Annotated in this window: 17 protein-coding genes; 6 read left to right on the forward strand and 11 right to left on the reverse strand. The window is 62.8% G+C overall.

The window, feature by feature from the left end:
- Positions 1 to 14: 14 nt before the first annotated feature.
- The 4 genes from EET13_RS16430 to EET13_RS16445 all read right to left on the reverse strand — a co-directional run bounded on the left by EET13_RS16430 (position 15) and on the right by EET13_RS16445 (position 5199).
- Positions 15 to 578, reverse strand: a complete 564-nt coding sequence (locus tag EET13_RS16430; protein WP_122443282.1) for an FcoT family thioesterase — start codon at positions 576 to 578, stop codon at positions 15 to 17.
- The gene (gene scoE, locus EET13_RS16435; RefSeq protein ID WP_122443283.1) at positions 575 to 1444 is read right to left on the reverse strand and encodes a (3R)-3-[(carboxymethyl)amino]fatty acid oxygenase/decarboxylase; all 870 of its coding nucleotides are present in this window, start codon (positions 1442 to 1444) and stop codon (positions 575 to 577) included. Before scoE ends, EET13_RS16430 begins: the two co-directional genes overlap by 4 nt.
- A gap of 84 nt (positions 1445 to 1528) precedes the next feature.
- Positions 1529 to 2971, reverse strand: a complete 1443-nt coding sequence (locus EET13_RS16440) for a PPE family protein (RefSeq protein ID WP_122443284.1) — start codon at positions 2969 to 2971, stop codon at positions 1529 to 1531.
- Positions 2972 to 3189: 218 nt separating this feature from the next.
- Positions 3190 to 5199, reverse strand: a complete 2010-nt coding sequence (locus EET13_RS16445; RefSeq protein ID WP_122443285.1) for a PE family protein — start codon at positions 5197 to 5199, stop codon at positions 3190 to 3192.
- 467 nt (positions 5200 to 5666) lie between these two features.
- Here EET13_RS16445 and EET13_RS16450 point away from each other — a divergent pair, with 467 nt between their 5' ends.
- Positions 5667 to 6476 (forward strand): class I SAM-dependent methyltransferase, encoded by an 810-nt coding sequence (locus tag EET13_RS16450; RefSeq protein WP_122443286.1) that lies wholly within the window; start codon positions 5667 to 5669, stop codon positions 6474 to 6476.
- A gap of 145 nt (positions 6477 to 6621) precedes the next feature.
- Positions 6622 to 6978, forward strand: coding sequence for a heavy-metal-associated domain-containing protein (locus EET13_RS16455; protein ID WP_244603953.1), 357 nt, complete (start codon positions 6622 to 6624; stop codon positions 6976 to 6978).
- Positions 6979 to 7821: 843 nt separating this feature from the next.
- Here EET13_RS16455 and EET13_RS32325 read toward each other — a convergent pair.
- Both EET13_RS32325 and EET13_RS16465 read right to left on the reverse strand, forming a co-directional pair.
- On the reverse strand, positions 7822 to 8040 hold the full coding sequence (locus tag EET13_RS32325; RefSeq protein WP_122443288.1) for a heavy-metal-associated domain-containing protein: 219 nt from the start codon (positions 8038 to 8040) through the stop codon (positions 7822 to 7824).
- Positions 8037 to 10289, reverse strand: a complete 2253-nt coding sequence (locus EET13_RS16465; protein WP_122443289.1) for a heavy metal translocating P-type ATPase — start codon at positions 10287 to 10289, stop codon at positions 8037 to 8039. Before EET13_RS16465 ends, EET13_RS32325 begins: the two co-directional genes overlap by 4 nt.
- Before the next feature lie 236 nt (positions 10290 to 10525).
- Here EET13_RS16465 and EET13_RS16470 point away from each other — a divergent pair, with 236 nt between their 5' ends.
- Positions 10526 to 11236 (forward strand): zf-HC2 domain-containing protein, encoded by a 711-nt coding sequence (locus tag EET13_RS16470; RefSeq protein ID WP_122443298.1) that lies wholly within the window; start codon positions 10526 to 10528, stop codon positions 11234 to 11236.
- A 7-nt stretch (positions 11237 to 11243) separates the two neighbouring features.
- Here the strand turns inward: EET13_RS16470 and EET13_RS16475 are convergent, their stop codons facing one another.
- Positions 11244 to 11894 carry a DUF5134 domain-containing protein gene (locus EET13_RS16475; protein WP_122443290.1) on the reverse strand — a complete coding sequence of 217 codons (651 nt, stop codon included), beginning with the start codon at positions 11892 to 11894 and terminating at the stop codon, positions 11244 to 11246.
- Positions 11895 to 12130: 236 nt separating this feature from the next.
- Here EET13_RS16475 and EET13_RS16480 point away from each other — a divergent pair, with 236 nt between their 5' ends.
- The 3 genes from EET13_RS16480 to EET13_RS16490 all read left to right on the forward strand — a co-directional run bounded on the left by EET13_RS16480 (position 12131) and on the right by EET13_RS16490 (position 15575).
- Positions 12131 to 14110, forward strand: coding sequence for a cytochrome c oxidase assembly protein (locus EET13_RS16480; RefSeq protein WP_425294249.1), 1980 nt, complete (start codon positions 12131 to 12133; stop codon positions 14108 to 14110).
- A 76-nt stretch (positions 14111 to 14186) separates the two neighbouring features.
- The gene (gene sigC / locus EET13_RS16485; RefSeq protein ID WP_122443292.1) at positions 14187 to 14741 is read left to right on the forward strand and encodes an RNA polymerase sigma factor SigC; all 555 of its coding nucleotides are present in this window, start codon (positions 14187 to 14189) and stop codon (positions 14739 to 14741) included.
- Positions 14742 to 15260: 519 nt separating this feature from the next.
- Complete coding sequence (locus EET13_RS16490; RefSeq protein WP_122443299.1) at positions 15261 to 15575, forward strand: hypothetical protein; 315 nt, start codon at positions 15261 to 15263, stop codon at positions 15573 to 15575.
- 641 nt (positions 15576 to 16216) lie between these two features.
- On the opposite strand, the gene EET13_RS31590 is transcribed toward EET13_RS16490, so the two are convergent.
- The 4 genes from EET13_RS31590 to EET13_RS16510 form a co-directional block, all read right to left on the reverse strand.
- Positions 16217 to 16774, reverse strand: a complete 558-nt coding sequence (locus tag EET13_RS31590; RefSeq protein ID WP_244603947.1) for a hypothetical protein — start codon at positions 16772 to 16774, stop codon at positions 16217 to 16219.
- Positions 16771 to 18411 (reverse strand): ThiF family adenylyltransferase, encoded by a 1641-nt coding sequence (locus EET13_RS16500; RefSeq protein WP_244603948.1) that lies wholly within the window; start codon positions 18409 to 18411, stop codon positions 16771 to 16773. The genes EET13_RS31590 and EET13_RS16500 overlap by 4 nt, the downstream gene beginning before the upstream one ends.
- Positions 18412 to 18542: 131 nt before the next feature.
- Positions 18543 to 19556: an SMODS domain-containing nucleotidyltransferase gene (locus tag EET13_RS16505; protein WP_122443300.1), complete on the reverse strand. Its 1014-nt coding sequence runs from the start codon at positions 19554 to 19556 to the stop codon at positions 18543 to 18545.
- The gene (locus tag EET13_RS16510) at positions 19543 to 19983 is read right to left on the reverse strand and encodes a patatin-like phospholipase domain-containing protein (protein WP_244603950.1); all 441 of its coding nucleotides are present in this window, start codon (positions 19981 to 19983) and stop codon (positions 19543 to 19545) included. The genes EET13_RS16505 and EET13_RS16510 overlap by 14 nt, the downstream gene beginning before the upstream one ends.
- Positions 19984 to 20173 lie beyond the last annotated feature (190 nt).

Genomic DNA, 20173 nt, shown 5'->3' on the forward strand with positions numbered 1-20173 from the left:
CTCCTTTCAGCGGGTTACGGGATATTGAGGGCCGCCAGTTCAACCTCACCGGACGCCTCCCCGCCGTACTCGTCCCAGAACTGGATCACGCACGGGACCGAGAGATAACGCAGCGATCGTTCGATGACCTTGAAGTTCTGACACAACAACCGCGCGGAGAATTTTGGGGCGTGGATCGGCCTTCTGAATCGCGATGATGTGGTCTTGATCAGCATGCTGGGCAATTGCTCGTCGAAGTAATCGGAGATCGACCAGCCGCGGAGCACAGGAATCTCCTCGTTGAGGATGGCCGGCGCGAAAGCGCAGTAAGCGAGTTGATTGAAGCACACGATCAGTTCGGCTGCATTGAAGTGACCGGTGCTTCGGATGTAGGCGGGCTCATCGATGCTGAAATTCCCGTAGGCAAGCACGGAATCGGCCGTGGCTTTGTATTTTGCGTCGATGAGATAGCGACATCCCTTGTAGGAGTAGGGCTCAAGTACGCGGACGAGAAGATCCTCGTCGATCGGTGTGGTGTCCGTAGCGTCCGCCGGTTGGGCGCTGGTCTGCGCCGAAGGGGATAAGTCGGCGGTGCTCATACCGCATACCCGGGTGTCTCGAGGCCATCCAGCATGGTCAGGCGATACGTCGTCAGCATGCCCGCCGCTGTGCCGTGCTTCGCTCGGTGCATGAGAACTCGGTTGTCCCACAGCACGATGTCCCCAACCTCATAGTGCTGAGTGTGGATGAGCGGCGAGGTGAATTCGCTGTCGAGTTGCCCTGTCGCGGCCATGAGTTCTTGCAGAACCGCCGGATCGAGCACGGTGCCGTCCTTGTGCTCGATCTTGTTGGTACCTGACGCGCAGATGTAGAGAATCTCCTGGCCGGTCTTCGGGTGCCGGATAACCGTGGGCCACTTGATCGGCGGCGTGGTCCGGTTGATCTCGTCCCAGACTTCCCCGATGGGCCGGTACACGTCGCTCGGCCGGATTTTGATGTGGCGCCGAGGGTCGTGGGTACTAATCGTTCCGCGGACGGGGTCCTGCTTGGCGGCGGGAAGCGACTCCCATACCTTGTTGAGATCGATGAAATATGTGCCGCGGTCCTTTCCCGGCACGGCCAAGGGCACGACCATGGAAAAGGCAAATGGCTTCGGCATGAACATGTAGTCGATGTGCCAGAACGCGCCGGTTTTTGGGACGCCTTGGCCTTCCTCGGTGGAGGAGACAAAGATCTCTGGATGATTCTGGTGGTGATACATGGTTTCGTAATACGGAACGATCTCTCCGACTATTCTTCCGAGCTTAATGAATTGCTCCGGTGACGGATGCACGTCCTTGAGGACAATGAGCTTGTTTTCGTACACTATTTCGCGTATCTCGTCGGTGGATATGTTATCCAGGTCTGTGGGATCCAGCCCGGTGACCTGTGCGCCGATACCCGAACCTTTCACATTGAGCGTCATCGGACCGTCTCCTAATCGACTTCGTTTGCTGTTTCGGTTTGTTTTTGAGGCTGAAATTTCCGGTGCATGGGGCACGAATACGCATCAGGTAGCTAGGTGTTCACCCCCGTCGGCCTGCTGCGCTCCGCCGGTACCGGGTGTCCAGGTAGTGGGTAGTAGCGGAGTACTGCCGCTTATGCCGCTGGACGACTGGACAAGTCCGGCCGGGGTCCTGGTCATGGTCGTCGGTGCCGTGCCGACAAAACCGAGACTGCCTGCGCCGTGGCTACTTGCCGCGTAAGAGGTGGCTGCGCCGTTAACTGGGGTATCGATGATTTCGTCCGAGTTGGCGTTTGCGTCAAGGAATTCATCACGGAAGCCGCGCATCCCCACTCTGTCCGTGCTGCGTCTTCTGCGGCGCGTTCGGGTGGCGGCGCCCGCTCTTTGTGCCGCAGCCGCTTCGGCGGAGCCACTGGCGAAGTTCTTGGATTTGGCGCCGGTCTTGGGGTCAGAGCTCACGCCAGGTGGCGGCAGACCAGGCACGGCGTAGCCGAAGGCGGGTGCTGTCGCGGCACCGTCGACTGGCGCCGAGGCGGGTGTCCTCGGCGCCGGATTGCCGGTTTGCGAGCCGGCGCCAGGCACGGCCGACGTGGTCGGAGCGACCCCGACAGCGATGTTTGAGCCCGGTTGACGGGCAGGGCTGGACGTCGCGGGAACGGGAAGCGTTTCGGGCGGGGTCTCTGTATCGAGCAGGGCCAACGCACCCAGGGCGCTCAGCGCACTTAATGCTGGTGTGAAAAAAGGAAGGAGGAGAAGTCCGTACGAAGCGTAATAGGGGTACCAAAGAAAGTCGTATAATTGCAGAGCTATAATGGCGAAGATAACCGCCAACACTGGACTTAATCCGAGTCTTTGGAAAAATTCCAGGAAATACTTGTACGGATTATCGATGAAATCCACGATGTCCTTCAATAGCTGAACAAGCCAACTCGGCGTGATCTGCCTGACACTGTCGGCTGCCGCGCCATGCGTAAGGATGATTGGCGCTGGTCGGGTGACCGGTACTGCTGAGCTCGCGGACTCAGCAACGGCCTGGTAGGTGGCCATGATGTCGGCAGCTTGAACCCACATGCGAACGTAATCGGCTTCGTTCAGGGCGATCGGGATGGCGTTGATACCGAAGAAGTTCGTGGCGATCAGTGCGCCATGGGTAGCGTGGTTGGCGGCCAGCTCCGCCAAGGTCGGCATCGCGGCAAGGGCGCTGCCGTAGGCCGCCGCCGCCGCTTCGTGCTGGGTAGCGGTGACCGCGCTATCGACGGAGGCTTGTTCGAGCCAGGCCAGATAAGGGGCATGTGCAGCCAAATACATTGTGGCGCTTGCCCCCTCCCAGCTGTCAGCCTCGACTCCGGCGAGCAGCCGGCTCAACTCGGCCGCTGCGTACGTGTATTCACTGCTGAGTTCCTGCCACTGCGCGGCGGCAGCAAGCAGTGCTCCGGGACCTTGCCCCGCGCTCAAGAGCGCCGAGTGCACCTCAGGCGGCGTAGCCATCCATATCGGAACCGTCACGGCTCAACTTCCTTGCGCGGGCGAGCGGGGGCCGCGCGACTGAACGGAGTCGCGCCGCGTCGCCCTACTTTTGTGTTAGTCGGCCATAGCAAACGGAGAGTTCCCGTCGCGCGGAGATACTTTTGTCGCGGTACCGTCGCTTCCTCCGCATCCGGTGATCGCATCGAGATCGTTCACCAATGCGGCCGCACTCGCAGGGGCTAGTTGAAGAATCCCGACTGGTTGTCGCTGAAGTTGTAACCGCCGGAGTTGTTGTTGCCGGTGTTCGATAATCCTGAGTCGTGATCGCCGGAATTGTCGTAGCCCGCATTCCAGACGCCCGTGTTGCCGTAGCCGATGTCGAAGCTGCCCTTGTTTTCGAAGCCGGTGTCGACCATTCCGGAGTTCGCGTAGCCGACGACGTTGAAGCCCGAGTTGGAAATGCCCACGGCGTAGTCGCCGGTGTTCGAGAAGCCCACACCGTTGGCGCCCGAATTGAAGAAGCCCACATTCGGAGCCAGATCCCCGGTCACCATCCCACCGCCCTGGCCGTTGCCCACGTTCTGGAAGCCGTAGTTGTACTCACCCGCGTTCCCGTAGCCGGAGTTGTAGCTGCCGGTGTTGTAGAAGCCGGAGAGGTGGTCACCGGAGTTGCCAAAGCCCGAGACGCTGCCAGCCTGGGTGATCGAACTGAAGAACCCGGTGTTCACACTGCCCGCGTTCCAGGAGCCGGTGTTGATGTCACCCGAATTCGCGAAGCCGGTGTTGAGCGAGCCCGAATTGAAGAAGCCGACGTTGCCGCCTTCGACCGTCAGCGTCGTCAAGTTGACACCCCCGGAGTTGAACGCGCCCAGGTTGCCGAAGCCTGAGTTGAAGGCCCCCAGATCGCAATAGCCGGAGTTGTAGATCCCAAAGTTGGTGTAGCCGGCGTTCCCCAGGCCGAGATTGAAGGTTCCCGAATTCTCGATACCGTAGTTCCCGGTGCCCGGGTTCAGGACACCCACGTTGCCTTCGCCGGCGTTCAATGTCCCGACGCTGTAGGTGCCCGCGTTCGCGGCACCCGTGTTGTAGCTGCCCGCGTTGAACAAGCCGGTGTTGTGGTCGCCGGCGTTCAATAGGCCGGTGTCGAAGCTGCCCGAATTGTACAAACCGGAGTTTGCTGTGCCCGAGTTGAACAGGCCCCAGTTTCCGCCGCCACCGAAACCATTGCCACCGGAGTTGAAAAACCCAGTGTTGTTGGTGCCCGAGTTGAACAGACCGGACGTGCCGGTGCCCGAATTCCATCCTCCGAAGCCGACCTGATTGTTTCCGGTCAAACCGATACCGATGTCGTTGTTGCCCGTGTTGGCGAGGCCCCAGTTCCCGTTGCCGGTATTGGCAAAACCAACGTTGAAGCTGCCGCTGTTGGCTAACCCGAAGTTCCCGCTACCGCCACTCCAGTTCAACCCGCCAATGCCGATTTGGTTGTTACCAGAAAGCCCGATACCGATGTCCCCGCTACCGGTGTTGCCAAAACCGATGTTGTGGTTGCCGGTGTTGCCGAAACCGAGGTTGTTGTTGCCCAGGTTGCCGTAGCCGAAGTTGATGTTGCCGACGTTGGCACCACCTAGGTTGTAGTTGCCCAGGTTGGCGCTACCCAGGTTGACCGTGGACAGCTGGTCCGCCAGTGCAGATTGCGCAAGGCTTCCGTTGCCGAAGCCGAGGTTCAGGGCACCCACGTTGCCCAGGCCCAAGTTGCCGTAGCCGAGGTTGCCGTAGCCGAGGTTATAGCTGCCCAGGTTGCCGCTACCAAAGTTGAGGCTGCCTAGGTTGCCACCACCGAAATTGAAGTTGCCGGTGTTGCCATTACCTAGGTTGACGCTGCCGATGTTGCCTAGTCCCAAATTGATGTCCGGAACGTCGGCGACCAGCGCCTGCACGGCCTGCTCGAACGCCAGCAGCGGCGACGCGTTGGCGGCCTCGGCGGACGCGTACGCACCGCTAGCGCCGCTCAACAGCTGAACGAATTGAGAGTGAAACGTCCCGGCCCGGGCGGTCAGCGCTTGAAATTCAAGACCGTGCCCGGAGAACAGCGTGGCGACCGCCGCCGATACCTCATCGGCGCCCGCCGCCAGCACCTGCGTTGTCGATTGGTGCGCTGCTGCGTTGGCCGCGCCGATAGTCGAACCCAGGTTGTTGAGATCTGTTGCCGCTGCACCGATCCACTCCGGTGCTGCGATCGCAAACGACATCTGATACCTCCGTGTGACATGCCAATATGGCGGTCGCCCCGCCGCGGGGACTTGAAATCCACTGCGGGCAGTCAAATTCGGTCATCCGCGCTCGCGCGGCGACCCGCTAATCAGTCAGGTCCGAATCACCCATCTCGATACCAAGGGATGAGCCGCCGCGTGCCGATCGATGACCGGGACACGACCACAACGGCCGATCCGCGCTGCCGAGCGCACGGATGCCGTGGCGGACGTGGCCTTCGGCGCTGGCAACAAAGCTTCACGTCATAGGAGTCGGTTCAAGCCGCCGAAAAGTTCCGCACGATCTGTGACGAGCGTGTCGGCCGGCCGTAACTGGTTCTCCCAGTGGGGGCGTGGTGACCGCCGATACCGGAGGGGTGTGCCGAGGCGCTGCGCCAATCGGGTCCGGCTCCGCCGATCATTGTGCGGATCTCTCGAATGAACACTGCGCTAGTACAGTCAGCTCCGTGTCCGTCATCGATGCTCGTTTTCTCGGCGGGATATCCGAAACCGCGCTCCTCACGCTGCATCAGCGAGCGGCCGAGGCCGCCCGGCCCGACGGTATCATCGACGACCCGATGGCCATCGCTCTACGTAACGGCATCGACTATGACTACCATCACTTCGGCCGAACGCACCAGGCTACTGCCTTGCGAGCGTTGGCATTTGATCAGGCGACTCGCGAGTATTTGGACGCGCACCCCCGTGCCACCGTGGTCGCGCTGGCCGAGGGGCTGCAAACCAGTTTCTGGCGTCTCGACAATGGTGTGCTGAATTGGCTTTCGGTGGACTTGGTGCCGATTATTGGGCTGCGCGAGCAGCTGCTTCCGGGGTCGACTCGACTGCGCTACTGTGCCCAGTCGGCGTTCGACTATGCGTGGATGGACGAAGTCGATGACGCCGATGGGGTCCTGATCACCGCTGAGGGCGTATTTCAATACTTGGACCGTGATGAGGTGTTCGGGCTGATCGCGGCTTGTGCCAGACGATTTCCCCGTGGCCAGCTGGTTTTCGACAGTGTTCCATGGTTGTTGAGCGTTTATTCGCGGAAGCGCGGTTTCAGGCTCAGCAAGTATTACACCGCGCCGCCGATGCCCTTCTGGTTCACCGCAAGGCAGTACGGCGAGTTACGTGCTATTCCGGGTATCCGGGCGGTGCGCGAGCTGCCGGTGCCACCTGGCCGTGGGAGGTTCCTGCGGTGGGCCACACGACGGCTCTACGGGACGTCACGCCTCGATCGGCTTCGGGCCCCCACGACGCTCGTCGAATTCGGCTGACGCACGCGTTCGACCCAAGGTCCTTTCGCGCCGCGATCGCTCAGGCGCCCCAAAAGTATTGGGGGGGAACTCCTGGGGGGCTTCAAACGACCAATAAAGCGCACGGTTCGGACAACAGTGGCGGTAGGAAGGAATCACGTTGACGGTGGTGGGCGGATCTGAGGCTCGAATGTCGGGTACCGAACGCATTCTGCTTGACCTCGAAGGCTTGTCGTGCGGGGCGTGCGTACGCCGCGTCGAGAACGCGCTGAACAAGATCGATGGCGTGCGCGCACGGGTCGACTTCCCCAGCCGCGTTGCGACCGTCGAAACGGACCGCGACGTCAGTGTTTCTGATCTCTGCGCGGCAGTGCACAACGCAGGCTACGGGGCCAAACAGCGCTCCTGCTCAACCGCCGAAAGTGAGGATCCCATCCTCAGTCGGTCACCCGGCCTGCTGGGGGAAGTCATCGGCCATATCGCCCCGGTTGCTCGCTGGCTGCTTTCGCCGCTACATCGCTGAACCGCGGGAGGGTTTCAGTTGGCCGATCGGTGGAATCTCGACGAGCACCAGCGCACGCTGCAAACGATCGAAAACCGGGTACTTGAGGAAGTTTCGATAACCCGAGCCTGGCGCGCGATCGGTATGGCATTGGCGATAGCGCTGGCCGGGCTGGCATCGGCGTGGTGGCTCGGGGTGGCGGGTCAGGTGTCGCCGCAGCCCGCCAACTCAGTGCCCACGGTGGCGGTCGCGGCGCTTGGTGGGGCGTCTGCTGTCTCAACGCTGGCGCTTCGGCTGCAGCGCTACCGATGGTGTTGCGCTGCCCGCATATTGCTGCGGACTGGCCGCAGTAATTGGAATCGGCGCCTTCTGGTGGGTACGAACCGGACAAACAGGAATAGGGCTGTTGTGGCTGGTCTTTGGCGATCTGGTCACGGTGACCCTGACACTGGGGTGGCTGGCCGTGATCGTCACGCCGATCGAGCGTTCTCAGCCCGATATGCGTGAGCATTTGGTCCACCGCGGAACGCGACGGACGAAATAGGTTGCCTGCCAGCCGGACTGGTGGCCTCGGTGCGACTCCTTCGGTTCAGGCAGTGACCTTGTCCATTGGTTTGTTGCAGCACTTTTCAGCGTGATCGCTCTCGGAGCAGCAGGGACAGTCCTTCTCGTAGACGAGAGTGGACCCGCACTCGCTGCACAGGTAGCGGTCTCCGGCCTTTCGTGTCATGTTCGTGTCCTTCTACGGATCTTGACTGCGCTTGCGTGAGTGCGCCGCTCGCTTAGGATTTGAGTGAGCGCCCGTACATTGTGCACCCAGAGTGCGCCCGGCAAAAAGGGGTTTGGTCCCAGCACGTCGCGACGTCAAGCCTGGATTCGGAAATCACCGTTGGCCGCTAAAGCCGCTTGCACGTGATCGGAATCCAACACCCGGTCTGCCTGCACGTGGACGGGTGAGGCTGCGCCGGTCTGGAGTGCGACCTCGACTGCGCTCACACCGTCCATCTTCAGGAGGGTCTGTTTGACCGTGTCCGCGCAGCCCGCGCACCGCATCCCTGCGACGGAAAATGTCTGCTGCCTCATCCCGGCAACGTTTCTCCGAAGCTGCGCAATCGCAGGCTGTTTGAGACGACGAAGAACGACGAGAACGCCATAGCGGCTCCGGCGACCAGTGGGTTGAGCAATCCGGTGGCCGCGATGGGGATGGCGGCGATGTTGTAGCCGAACGCCCAGACCATGTTGAGTTTGATGGTGCGCATCGTGGCGCCGGCAAGATCTAGTGCCAGCGGCACGATGTCCAGGCTGTCGCGTACCAGGATGATGTCGGCGGCACCGATCGCTACGTCGGTCCCGCGCCCGATGGCCATGCCCAGGTCGGCGCAGGCGAGTGCGGGTCCGTCGTTGATGCCGTCACCGACCATGGCGACCACGCGGCCGTGGTCGCGCAGCTGCTCAATAACGTCGACTTTGCCCTCGGGCAGGATGTCGGCGATTACTTCGTCGATACCGACTCGTGCGGCCACGGCGGCCGCAGAAGCCGGGTTGTCGCCGCTCAACAGCACGGTTCGAAGGCCGCGATCGTGTAGTGCCGCCACCGCATGGGCCGCCGAGTCCTTCACTGCGTCGGCCACCGCGATGACCCCGCACGGTTTGCCATCGACCTCGACGAACACCGCTGTCTCACCGCGCGATTCGGCCTCGCGCCGGGCGGCGACCAACATTGTCGCGCTGCCCGACGGGGCGATCCATGACGGTTTGCCGACCCGCACCACGCGTCCGGCCACGTTGCCGCTGACTCCGCGGCCGGGTAATGCGCGGAAGTCGGCGACTGGTTCTCGCTGACTCGTCGATGCGACGATGGCGAGGCCGATAGCATGCTCGGACGCCGCTTCCACTGCGGCAGCCAGGTCGAGGATTTCATCGGCGTCCCACCCCGGCGCGCTCACCACCGCGCTGACCGCCAACTGGCCCGACGTCAACGTGCCGGTCTTGTCGAACACGACGGTGTCCACTGCGCGGGTGGCCTCTAACGCGTTGTGGCCCTTGAGGAATATGCCGAGTTGGGCACCGCGACCCGATGCCACCATCATGGCGGTCGGGGTCGCTAGCCCGAGTGCGCACGGGCAGGCAATGACGAGTACGGCGAGTGCCGCCGAGAACGCCCGGGCAGGTTCACCCCCGGTGATTAGCCATCCGGCGGCGGTCACCGCTGCGACGGCGAACACGCAGGGAACGAACACCGAGGCGATGCGGTCAGCTAGTCGCTGTGCGTTGGCTTTCTGCGCCTGCGCTTGCTCTACCAACCGGACCATGCCGGCGAACTGGGTGTCGGCACCCACCGCGGCGGCCTCCACGATTAGCCTGCCGTCCAGCACTGTCGTGCCGCCGATCACCTGTGCGCCGGGTTTTACACGGATCGGCTTGGCCTCGCCCGTCATCGCGCTCATGTCGACTGCAGCTGACCCGTCGACGACGAGGCCGTCGGCGGCGATCGTTTGGCCGGGGCGAACTACGAACCGTTGTTGCTCTTTGAGTTCGTCGGCCGGGATGACCATTTCCGATCCGTCGGGCTGTAGGACGGCGACGTCCTTCGCACTTAGGGCCGCGAGGGCTCGCAGCGCGTTGCCCGCCTTCGATTTGGCGCGGGCTTCGAAATAGCGTCCGGCCAGCACGAATACCGTGACACCTGCCGCGACTTCGAAGTAGATGGCGTCGCTGCCCAGCAGGGCCTGCCATATGCCCCGGCGCTCGGTGGACTGGTGGTTGCCGAAGACGGTGTAAAGCGACCACACCGTGGCGGCGGTGATACCGACGGAGATGAGCGTCTCCATGGAGGCGCCGTGGTGGCGCGCGTTGCGCATCGCGACTCTGTGGAACGGCCACGCGGCCCACGTCACCACCGGGATGGCCAGGAGGGTCAGCACCCAGCTCCAGCCGGCGAAGCGCGTGCTGGGCAGGACCGCGAACATCACCGACAAGTCGGCCAACGGAACGAAAAGCACGGCGGCGACCGCCAATCGGATCAGCAGAAATCGCGCATGAACGGCATCGGGATCGCGAGCGCCATCGCCACGAACGTCATCCCCGCGTAGCTCGGCCTGATAACCGGTGCTGTGAACCGCCTCGCATAGCGCCGCGGGCTCGGTGTCCTCGCCGGCCTCGATGGTTGCCACCCGGGTGGCGAAATTCACAGACGCCCGAACGCCCGGCAGCTTGTTGAGCGCCGACTCGACCCGGCTGGCGCAGGCAGCGCATGACATGCCGGTGACGTTGAGTTGCACCCGCTGGAGACGCGCAGTCTCGGCGTCAGCTGGCGCCGTCGTTGCCGACATCCTAGGTTTTCACCTCCTCCGAATTCATCCCACCGACAAGTCGTATACGGCCGCAGAAGAGTTCCACCCACGTTCAAAATCCGTGGCGTCACGCGGCGGTGCTCACCAAATTACTCACCCCTTCACCCCCTGAGCCAAATCCTTTAGATGGGGCTATCGCCTCAAACCATGGCAATACCCGATCGGCATCGCCGGTGATGGGGAACATTTCTTCGGTATTGCGCGACTATAAAGGCATGGATTGCGAAGTGGCCCGTGAGGCGCTGTCGGCTCGACTCGACGGCGAGCGAGAGCCAGTGCCCTCAGCGCGAGTCGACGAGCACCTAGGCGAATGCGTCGCTTGTAGTGCGTGGTTTGAGCAGGTGCTCACCCAGGCTCGCGATCTGCGCCGCCTCGTGGAGTCCCGACCGGTTATCGCGCCGGTCGGCCCGTTCGGGTCCGGCCACGTTGTGCCCAGGCGACGGATTCGGATGGCTTGGCACCGATGGGCGCTGCTCTGCGTGGGCGTCGCGCAAATCATCGTGGCAACCATGCAGGGGCTTGGTTGCGGCGTTGGGTTGACCCCCGCTCACGTAACGAGTTCAGGGGGCCATCTGCTCAACGAATCCACGTCGTGGTCTATTGCACTCGGTGTTGTCATGGTGGGCGCCGCGTTATGGCCGAATGCGGCCCTCGGCCTCGCGGGTGTTTTGACGGTATTCGTCGGTGTGCTCACCACCTATGTCGTCATGGATGCGCTGTCGGGTGCCGTCACGACCGCGCGGGTGCTGACTCACCTGCCGGTGGTGATTGGTGCGGTCCTTGCGATCGTGGTATGGAGATCAAGTTCCGGTTCGCGGCCGCGACCGGACGAGGTCGCCCACGAGCCGGATATCGTGTTGCCCAAGAACGCATCCCGTGGGCGTCGGCGCGGACATTTGTGGCCCAGCGATGACTCGGCGGCCTAGTCCGGCGCTAGAGCATCACTGCGAACATGATGGCCATGCCGGCGGCCATCAACGCTTGCCGAGCCGCACCCGGGACGCTGTGCCATGGCTCCGTTCGATTCGTCTTCCGCAGCGTGAAACATCGGTACACCCACCAGAGAGCGGCGATCGCGAAGCCTATCGTGCAGGCCCAGTCGATTGCGTCGATCCAGGCCGAGTGATCACCGCGTGACGAAGAAGTATCCGTCCCGTGCATGTCCATCCCTGGCATGTCCATGTCCGGCATGCTGGGGTGTGGCGGCGTCGGTGGGTGTTCGTCGCGGGTAGCGTCGCGCTGACCGGGCAGCAGATTGCCGTTCATCACGGCGTACATCCATGCCATCGCCGACATCATCAGCGCGTGGTAGCCGTTCGCGACGCGGTGGCCGGCGTCGCTGAAGCCGGCGGCCACGAACCAGACTGCGGCAAGCAGAAAGAACACCATGGGACCGGTGGTGGGCAAGCTGGCGCCCGAGGGCCAGGCCATCGCCACCATCGCGATCGACATGGCGAAGTGCATTAGCTCGTGGACGACGCGTGTCCAGGTCCGACGGCCGGCGGCGATTTCGAACACACACTCGGTGGCGCTGAGAACGAACAGCACTGTGACGATCCAGCGCAGCAGGAGGTCATGGATCATCGTGGCTGCACCTGCTTAACGGCCTGGTTGAGGGGCAGAACGCCCCCGATTGGGTCTTGCGGTGCGGTTTGGCTCACGAAGTTGGGCGGCTTTCGCTCGGCTGACGGGGCACAGGCACGATGGTTCGTGTGCAGTGGTCGGCACCGGCGGGGAAAAAGTTCCGCCCGCAGTCGCCTACGACGGCCAGTCGTAGACTGCGAAGCATCGCATTGTCTTGGTGAAAGGTCGCAGCGACGGTGCAATTGAGCCAGACACGTCCGCCGGAACGGGTGAGGCGCAGCGGGCCGCTTCCCTCGTTGGCCGCCGGCTTCGTCGCGGCGTTGGCCGGACTGGCCTGTTACACGCTCGCCGCTGGCCAGCGCGTGTACACCGTCAAGGGCGACTCTTATCCAGGGGCCGCGACGGCGCTGGCCGAGCCGCTGGGCTACTTCATTGCGACCTTGGCCGGGTGCATCTGTCTGGGTGGGCTGGTCTATGTCGTTATCGTTGCGCGCCCCGATGCACGCTTGGTGATCGACGAAAAAGTCTTCCGAGCACATCTACTGGTCGAGTGGTCATCGGTGGTGTGGGCGCTGACCGCGATGGCAATGGTGGTGGTTCAGGCCGCCAACGACGCGGGGGCGTCGGCGGTCCGGCTGCTGGGCAGCCGTGCACTGGGGGACGCGATTCTGGTTTCCGAGATGTCGCGGGCCTGGATTGCCGTGGCCCTCGCCGCCGTCGTTGTGGCGGTGTGCGTACGGCTGTCGCTGCGCTGGGTGACGCATTTCGTATTGCTTGTGCCCGCGCTGCTCGGTGTCGTGGCCGTGCCGGTCAGCGGCAACGCGGGGCAGGGACCCGGTCACGACTACGCGACAAGCGCGGCCATAGTGTTCGCTGTTGCGCTTGCGGCGCTGACGGGCGCCAAGGTGGCGTGGGCGATTAGTCCACCCGCCGCGGAGCTTGCGCGCCGCGTGTTTGTCTTGGAAATCGTCAGCGGCGCGGTTGCTCTCGGTTACGGAGCTGTGCTGCTGTCGGTGTTATCCGGTTCAGCGAATCTGGGCGCGACCGCGTACGGCCGCGCCGGTGCCGCGGCCGTGGCTGTGCTGATTCTGGTGTGGTTGGGCGATATCGCATCGCTGGCGTTGTCGCGCAGCCGGAGTCTGCCCGCGTCGCGGACTCGCGGCACCGTCGGCGCGTTGGCGATGACCGCGGTGGTCGCGCTGATCGCGTCGATGGCAACTCAGACGGCGCCGCGGCTGCTTGCGCACCGGTTCACGACCTGGGATGTCTTTCTCGGCTTTGCGTTGCCGGATCCGCCCAGCGTGCTAAGGATCCTGACGCTGTGGCGGTTCGACGCGTTCATCGGCATTGGCGCTCTGGCCTTGGCGGCCGGCTATGTGGTGGCGGTTTTGCGTCTGCGCCGCCGTGGCGACACTTGGCCGGTCGGGCGCCTCGTCGCCTGGACGGCGGGGTGCCTGATCTTGGTGTTCACCAGCGGGTCGGGTGTGAAGGCTTACGGGTCGGCGATGTTCAGCGTTCACATGGCCGAACACATGACCTTGAACATGTTCGTGCCGGTGCTGCTGGTATTGGGGGGGCCGGTGACGCTGGCGTTGCGTGCGCTGACCCCGGCCGGGGACGGTCAACCTCCGGGCCCTCGGGAATGGTTGCTATGGCTGGTGCACTCGAAGGTGACTGCGTTTCTGGCGCACCCTGTTACGGCCTTCGCGCTGTTTGTGGCGTCGCTCTACGTCGTGTATTTCACTTCGCTCTTCGACACGCTGGTCCGCTATCACTGGGGCCACGAGCTGATGAGTGTGCATTTCCTGCTGGTCGGATACCTGTTTTTCTGGGGCATCATCGGTATCGATCCGGGGCCGCGGAGGCTGCCTTTTTTGGGCCGGCTCGGGTTGTTGTTCGCGGTGATGCCCTTCCACGCATTCTTTGGCATCGCGACCATGGCGATGACCTCGATCATTGGTGGCCAGTTCTACCGCGACGTCGGGCTGCCGTGGCTGTCCAGCCTCGGCGGTGACCAGCATCTCGGCGGAGCGATCGCCTGGGGTTCCAGTGAACTGCCGGTGGTGTTGGTCGTGGTTGTGCTTGTCGCGCAGTGGGCGCGTGAGGACCGGCGATCCGCGAGCCGATCGGATCGGCATGCCGATTCCGGCTATGCCGACGATGAGCTGGACGCGTACAACGCCATGTTGCGCGAGCTGTCGCGCAATCGTATGTAATGTCCCTGCGTGGCCCCGTTCACATGAGATGAGTTTTTGTCACGTGCCGGACCGTATTGGCCTACGCTCACTATCCGTGGGTACACGCGGCGACGATGACCGAATCACTCACCTCGCCTTATCCGCCGGACAGGGAGACCGGGCCGCGCTTACAGAGTTCATCCAGGAAACCCAGCGCGATGTGTGGCGAATGGTCGCCTATCTCGCCGATCCGGCAAGCGCCGATGATCTGACGCAAGAAACGTTTCTCCGCGCAATCGGTTCCCTGTCGCGCTTCTCCGGCCGTTCGACGGCTCGGACGTGGCTGTTGTCGATCGCCCGGCGCGTAGTCGTTGACCAGATCCGCTACAACGCCAGCAGACCCCGGGCCGCCTACGTTGCCGACCTCGACGACGCGGCTGGGCACGGCCGTCGTAGCAGCCGGATCGAGGACATAGTGGAGATCCGTATTCTGCTCGACGGACTGGGAGCAGAACGCCGAGAGGCCCTGATTCTCACCCAGATCCTTGGTCTCTCCTACGCCGAAGCCGCCGGAGTTTGCGGATGTCCCATCGGCACCATTCGGTCCCGCGTGGCACGAGCCCGCGAAGATCTATTGCGTGCAGCCGATGAAGGCGACCTCGCCGGCTAGACAGATCTAGCCTGAAGGGGGACGGCCCCCCGACCGACCGACCGACCGACCGACCGGCAAGCGGTTTCGTCGCCTCGTATCGGGGGCGTCGGTCCAACAGATTGTCACGAGGTTGTCACTAGTCGGGTGAGATGTCGGCGAACGGGCTGGGACGACCATGGACGGTGATCCCAGGCCAGAAGGGGTTGCCGCGATACCGTGCAACATCTCGCGACACCCCGACGCGGACTGTAAATCCGCCGGCCTGTAGCTGCGCAGGCGTTCGTGCGGTCAATAGGCCAGCAATCATGCACGGTGCACGAGCCGCGACACCGTTGGCCTCTGGGTCGTTGCGCTCACGCACGCTTGATAACTTCACGCTGTTAGCCCACGATCGTCCTGATCGGGCCATGAAAACCATCCCGAATCGACGTCAGTCGCAAGGGGCCGATGGCGACGGTCGAAATTCGGCGAGCCGCCTTTTATCCTGCGGTCAGACGCCTACGTGCCGTCGCGACAAAACTGGAGGTAGATCCGCGCATGACCGAGTCAGCTGACACCTCGGATATCCCTGCCAAACCTCAGAACTACGCGGGCTTGCGGGCCGAATTAACCGCGCTGGCCGATGATTTCACACCCGTGATCACCGAGCTGTGGCCTCGCCTCGAAGACCACAAGTACCGCTGGGAACTGCACAGCTACGGGCTCGCGGAGGGATACGACAAGACGGTCGTATCCGAAATCATCGCTTTGCTGAACGAGGCCCTCAAGGGCATCGGCGCCGCGGATAACAATCTCCTCGGGGCGCACACCAAGGCCGAGAGCCACAATCCCACCAGCCCTGGCGCCGCCTGATCAAGCGCCACCTCATTCAGCAGTGTCCGACTTCCCGATCGGCTGAGTAAAGGGCGTCTTCGACGTCACTGCGTGATGGCTTCGCCACCCTTGACACATCCGTTGGTTAGCGCATGATCGCCGGGTATGAGGAAGCGGGAGGAGTGCCACCTGTTTCGCGCCGAGCTGACGACAGTCCTGACGACAACGATGACGGCAGTCGGGCTCACCGACACCTCTACCTACACGACAACAGAACTCGTATCATGCCTCGTCACGCCGTCCGCCCGTGCCTACGGATCAGAAGGTTAGGAGCCCGGCTGGTGACAACTTTTCCTTTGCCGGAATATAGGAGCATCTGGTATCAAGCCGAGCAAACAGCATTATTGAGATGGAGCTCATCGACTTCAGCCACCACGGCCTCCTAAGCCTCCGTGTACCAACCCTCTCGCATGCGAAGACAGGCGTCCGCAAATCACGGTTGCCACGCGATATGTGCGGCGCCCGCTGTTCGCTGCCGATCCAGCAACGTACACAACCAGCAACATGAACGTGCCATAGCGGACGTGGGGCACCGAGTATTAGCGTGCGAGGCCTGGCCGCTAGCGGCTGTCGAGGCGTTGTTGGGAAAAGTGCCTTAATGAGCCACCTCACATGGGTGATCAGTGTTCTCCGCCGCGCTCGGCTGTGACACCAATCCAGGTATCAACGTCGGAGAGAAATCCGCGGTAGAGCGCTAGTGCTGCCTTTTCCGTCTGTTCGATATCGAGCCTTTCGCCGAGCCAGCCCCAGATTGGTCCACCACTGTTGGCGGTGTCGAGATACCAGGTCTGTACTTCCCGGCGGCTCACTGTATCGTCGCGGCCTTGGTCGAGGTTGTACTCATCAATGTGCTCGCTGACGTTCCTCAGCCTGAGCAACGAAGGAGCGTCGAGGTCGAAGCTCCGCAGCCGCGTGGTGAGCGGACCACTGAGCCCGGGGATGCGTCGAGACACCCGCTCGATGCATCGGCGAGGGCGTACTGCCGCTACCAGGAAGAAGTGAAGGTCGACTTCAAGAGCCTGAATTTCTACGTGGCCGGCATGCTGCTTGCGGAAGCATCGGTCGATGCGTCCTGACTGGAGTGCCACGGCATTGATCCAGTTGGTCGCCTCGGCGCGCAGCCGGTGGACAACTACACCCTCCGCAGGGGCGTCGCCTTGGCGTTCGGTTGCCCTCATTCTGTCCCTGTAGCATGACCCGTGGCTTGTGGTCCGGCCGGGAGGAAGTGGTGTCGTGGGCCGGTGGCCGCGTGTGGCAAAGCGATGAGGTGTGTGCCCGAAATCGCGGGATCCGCTTGTTGGAGATGGCTTCCTATCAGGTTGACGAGGGTGGCTGCGACCGCCGCGAGATCGGCTGCCGACCCGTGGAATGTGGGGACCGAGCAGCCCCTGGTTGGTATGAGCTCATCGTCATCGCTGGGTTCCTGCCACAGCGCGTGGTAGAGCTCAAGTCCACTGTCGCACTGTATTGTTCGGCCCGCGTCTCGATCGATGTCGGATACTGTCGCTCCTGCGTTTGCGGCGCACAGCACAGCCAGGCCGAGCGTGCCGGAGCGAGCATCGGTGGCGACCTGAGCGACCAACGCTCTCCGACCAGACGCAGTAGCTAATGCATCCAGACAGCTTGTGACGCCGTTGTTCACTGTGGCGTCGATGATGAGATCCGCTGCAAGGCACGAGGTGAGATCCTCGGGCAGGTGTCCTTCCGTGACGGTCACGGTCAGGTCATCACGGATAGCGCGAAGGCGTCTAGCGAGTGCCTCGGCTTTGAAGCGGCCAATGTCGTCTTCGACGTAGTTCTGTCGGACCAGTAGACCGCCGGTGATGACGCCGGGGTCACACACGGCGATCTCCGACGCTCCGGCGCGGGCGATGAATTCGGCGATCCATGATCCGAGTCCGCCGCAGCCCCAGATGTGGACGGTCCTTCCGTGGAATCCGTTGACGGGTCGGCCAGTGTCACGACGGGTTGTCACTTCGGGTCGTTCGTCAGACATCCTGCACCACTCAATCGGGATTTCGGTATTAATCTTCGCGGGGTCGAGAACGACGCCCACGCCGTGTTGGTGGGCGATGGCGCGTAGCGCATTCGCTGTCGGCACGGGAAGCCGTCCGCCCAAAAGGTGGGGCGGGCCGCCGGCGGGGTGCGGCACGGCGAGGACGAAGTGTTGCTCTATGTCGTCGTGGTTTCGTACCGCGCTCGCCAGGAGGGCGGTGAGGAACGCGGGCGACTGCGGCTCGGTCGGAGGAACCCGTCCTTCGAGGCGGTCGAGATAGGGGTCGTCCAGCAGAGCCAGCAACAGCGCCAATGTTGACGCGGCGCCGAATGGCAGCGCGGTGGGCAGAGTGAACACCGGTGTGCGATACCCGGCTCCAGGTGAGTACGTCAGGTCATATCTGTGGGTTGATCGGGCGATCAGACAAGCCGTTTGATGGCGCTTTGCCGGTCCGGGTTCTCGGATGACGATGGTCGGTGTGTCGGCTGCTTGGTGAAGCACGCCGCCGACGGCGTGGTACATGGCGGTGGACGCGTCGAAGTTTCCGGCCGCGGCGTCGACGAGCCACTCCCAGAGTCGGCTGAGCAGGCCTGCCATACCGAGCATGGGCTGCCATTCCCGCGAGGGATCCAAATAAATGCATAATCGTTGGCCCGCAAGCACATGGGGGTAGCCAAGGAACCGGACGTGATCGACGTCGATCACTGGTAACGAGTAGGGAGTCGGGCGAATCCGAAGAATGAACTCCTCGGTCTCCTGTAGTTGCAGGCCGCCCGAATGATGTGGGATATCGGCCGTGCGCAGCGCGATGCGAAGCACCGCCTCACCATCAGGATCAAGCTCTGGCCGTCCTCGGACATGGATGTCGTCAGGGCGTTGTTGGGCTAGCGATTTAAGTTCGGCGAGAAGATGTTTCTGCCAGCCTGTCAGCGCCGGCTGGCGACGTCTGGTCACCCGGCGCGACCGGAGCGCCCCACAGTTGAGGCCACGGCGGAGGTGGCGGCCGGAAACTTCGCGCTAGCCGAGGCAGTGGCCGGCGCCTTGAATCCATCGCCAAAGATGTTCTGCCACAGCTGGATGCTGCGATCTTTGTCTTTCTCCTCGTAGGCCGCCTTGATCTCGCCGGCGTGCACGTGGATTCGGGCACGGAAGTAGCTGTAGGTCGCCTGGGCGCTCTCGGGGTCTGGTCCCCACCGGTGATCGAACGTCACGCCGGAGCCGGACGGGTCGGCGATAGAAGGCTTGATTGGGTTCGCTTGCAGCCAGGTGTCGAGGTTTTGCACGAGATGAAGAAGGGTCGTGGGGACGTTGCTGTAGTAACCCGGGTCGAGCAGCTTGCGCAATTCTGTCACCTGCTCACCGAGCATGGTCGTCAATAGGACTGAACGGGTGCCAGTGAACGAATTCTTGTGATCGCGAAGGTATTTCATCAGTCGGATCACTTTGCGGAGGTTTCCATTAGCGAGGAAGTCCTTGTTCTTCATCCAGTCGGTCAAGCCCTGCGGGTTGGTCAGCTCCCATTGGTTGTCGTCACGGTTGACGATGACCTCGCGGCCGTCGGCAAGGTTGAGGTGGGGGACGATATCGACGTGCATGGAGTTGGCGTAGACGAGCCGCACGCAGCGGCACTTCCGTGAGTGCGGCATGGTGCCATAGGTGCTGTGCCGGTGAAGGGCGGCGTACACCTCATCGATGTAGGTCTTGGGGCTGTCGGCCCAGTCCGGGTTCTCGCTCATATCGAGCATGAAGTCGGCGTCAAACTCGTTGGTGCCGACGGGGTCGATGATGGTGCGATGCGCCCACGAACCTTGCGGCCTCTTGCCGGTAATCAGCGCGCCGATTTGGTCGTCGGCTTTGAGCGCCTTATAGATTGCACCGACGCGATCGCTGAGTAGGTCCAGCTTGAACTGGCTGAGGTTGACCGTGTCCTTCAGCAAGACGTTGAAATGGTCAGCGAGTTGTATGGGAGCCCTCCAGGGGTGAGGTGCCGCTCGGATCACCGCGGCGGCGGTCTCCGTTCGCAGGCGTGTATGCGGGTGCGTGGTGGTTGGCGAATTTCGCCGTATAGGTGGGGCTGAGTTCTCGACTGACTGAGGCCGCAAGTCCGGCCACGTCCTTCGGGTCCGCCGAGTCGAGTGCGTAGAGCCCGCCGGGCACCAGGGCATCGAAGCGGGTGTAGTTCGATTTGCCGATCAGGTGTTCGGCGAGGCCTTGGCCGCCGCGGCTGCTGGCGCTGAGGATCAGCGGGGCGATCGGTTTGGCCCAGTGCAGTAATCCGCCCCGATCCAAGCGTTTCGGATGATCGGTGACGTGATCCATGGTGCCGACGTTGAGGACTGTGATCGCATCGAGGGAGACATTGAGCATGCTGACGGCCTCGGCAATCGCCACAACGGCGGGGTTGTTGGCCCATACCCCACCGTCAATGAGCCGGTGTCCGTCGACATGCGCCGCTGGCGTGTTCCCCGTGAATGAGTCCGGCTTGTTTTAGAGTCCTGTGGCCCGAGGTCGGGCTGGAAGGGACGATGAAACACATGGCTGGTCGTAAGCGGCATTCCGCGGAGGACATCGTGCGCAAGTT

This window comes from Mycobacterium attenuatum (assembly GCF_900566085.1).
Lineage (GTDB): Bacteria > Actinomycetota > Actinomycetes > Mycobacteriales > Mycobacteriaceae > Mycobacterium > Mycobacterium attenuatum.

Bases quoted from the DNA above. Each gene is read 5' to 3' on its own strand.
- EET13_RS16430 (WP_122443282.1), bottom strand. From the start codon at position 578: ATGAGCACCGCCGACTTATCCCCTTCGGCGCAGACCAGCGCCCAACCG.
- scoE (WP_122443283.1), bottom strand. From the start codon at position 1,444: ATGACGCTCAATGTGAAAGGTTCGGGTATCGGCGCACAGGTCACCGGG.
- EET13_RS16440 (WP_122443284.1), bottom strand. From the start codon at position 2,971: ATGGCTACGCCGCCTGAGGTGCACTCGGCGCTCTTGAGCGCGGGGCAA.
- EET13_RS16445 (WP_122443285.1), bottom strand. From the start codon at position 5,199: ATGTCGTTTGCGATCGCAGCACCGGAGTGGATCGGTGCAGCGGCAACA.
- EET13_RS32325 (WP_122443288.1), bottom strand. From the start codon at position 8,040: ATGAGGCAGCAGACATTTTCCGTCGCAGGGATGCGGTGCGCGGGCTGC.
- EET13_RS16465 (WP_122443289.1), bottom strand. From the start codon at position 10,289: ATGTCGGCAACGACGGCGCCAGCTGACGCCGAGACTGCGCGTCTCCAG.
- EET13_RS16470 (WP_122443298.1), top strand. From the start codon at position 10,526: ATGGATTGCGAAGTGGCCCGTGAGGCGCTGTCGGCTCGACTCGACGGC.
- EET13_RS16475 (WP_122443290.1), bottom strand. From the start codon at position 11,894: ATGATCCATGACCTCCTGCTGCGCTGGATCGTCACAGTGCTGTTCGTT.
- EET13_RS16490 (WP_122443299.1), top strand. From the start codon at position 15,261: ATGACCGAGTCAGCTGACACCTCGGATATCCCTGCCAAACCTCAGAAC.
- EET13_RS31590 (WP_244603947.1), bottom strand. From the start codon at position 16,774: ATGAGGGCAACCGAACGCCAAGGCGACGCCCCTGCGGAGGGTGTAGTT.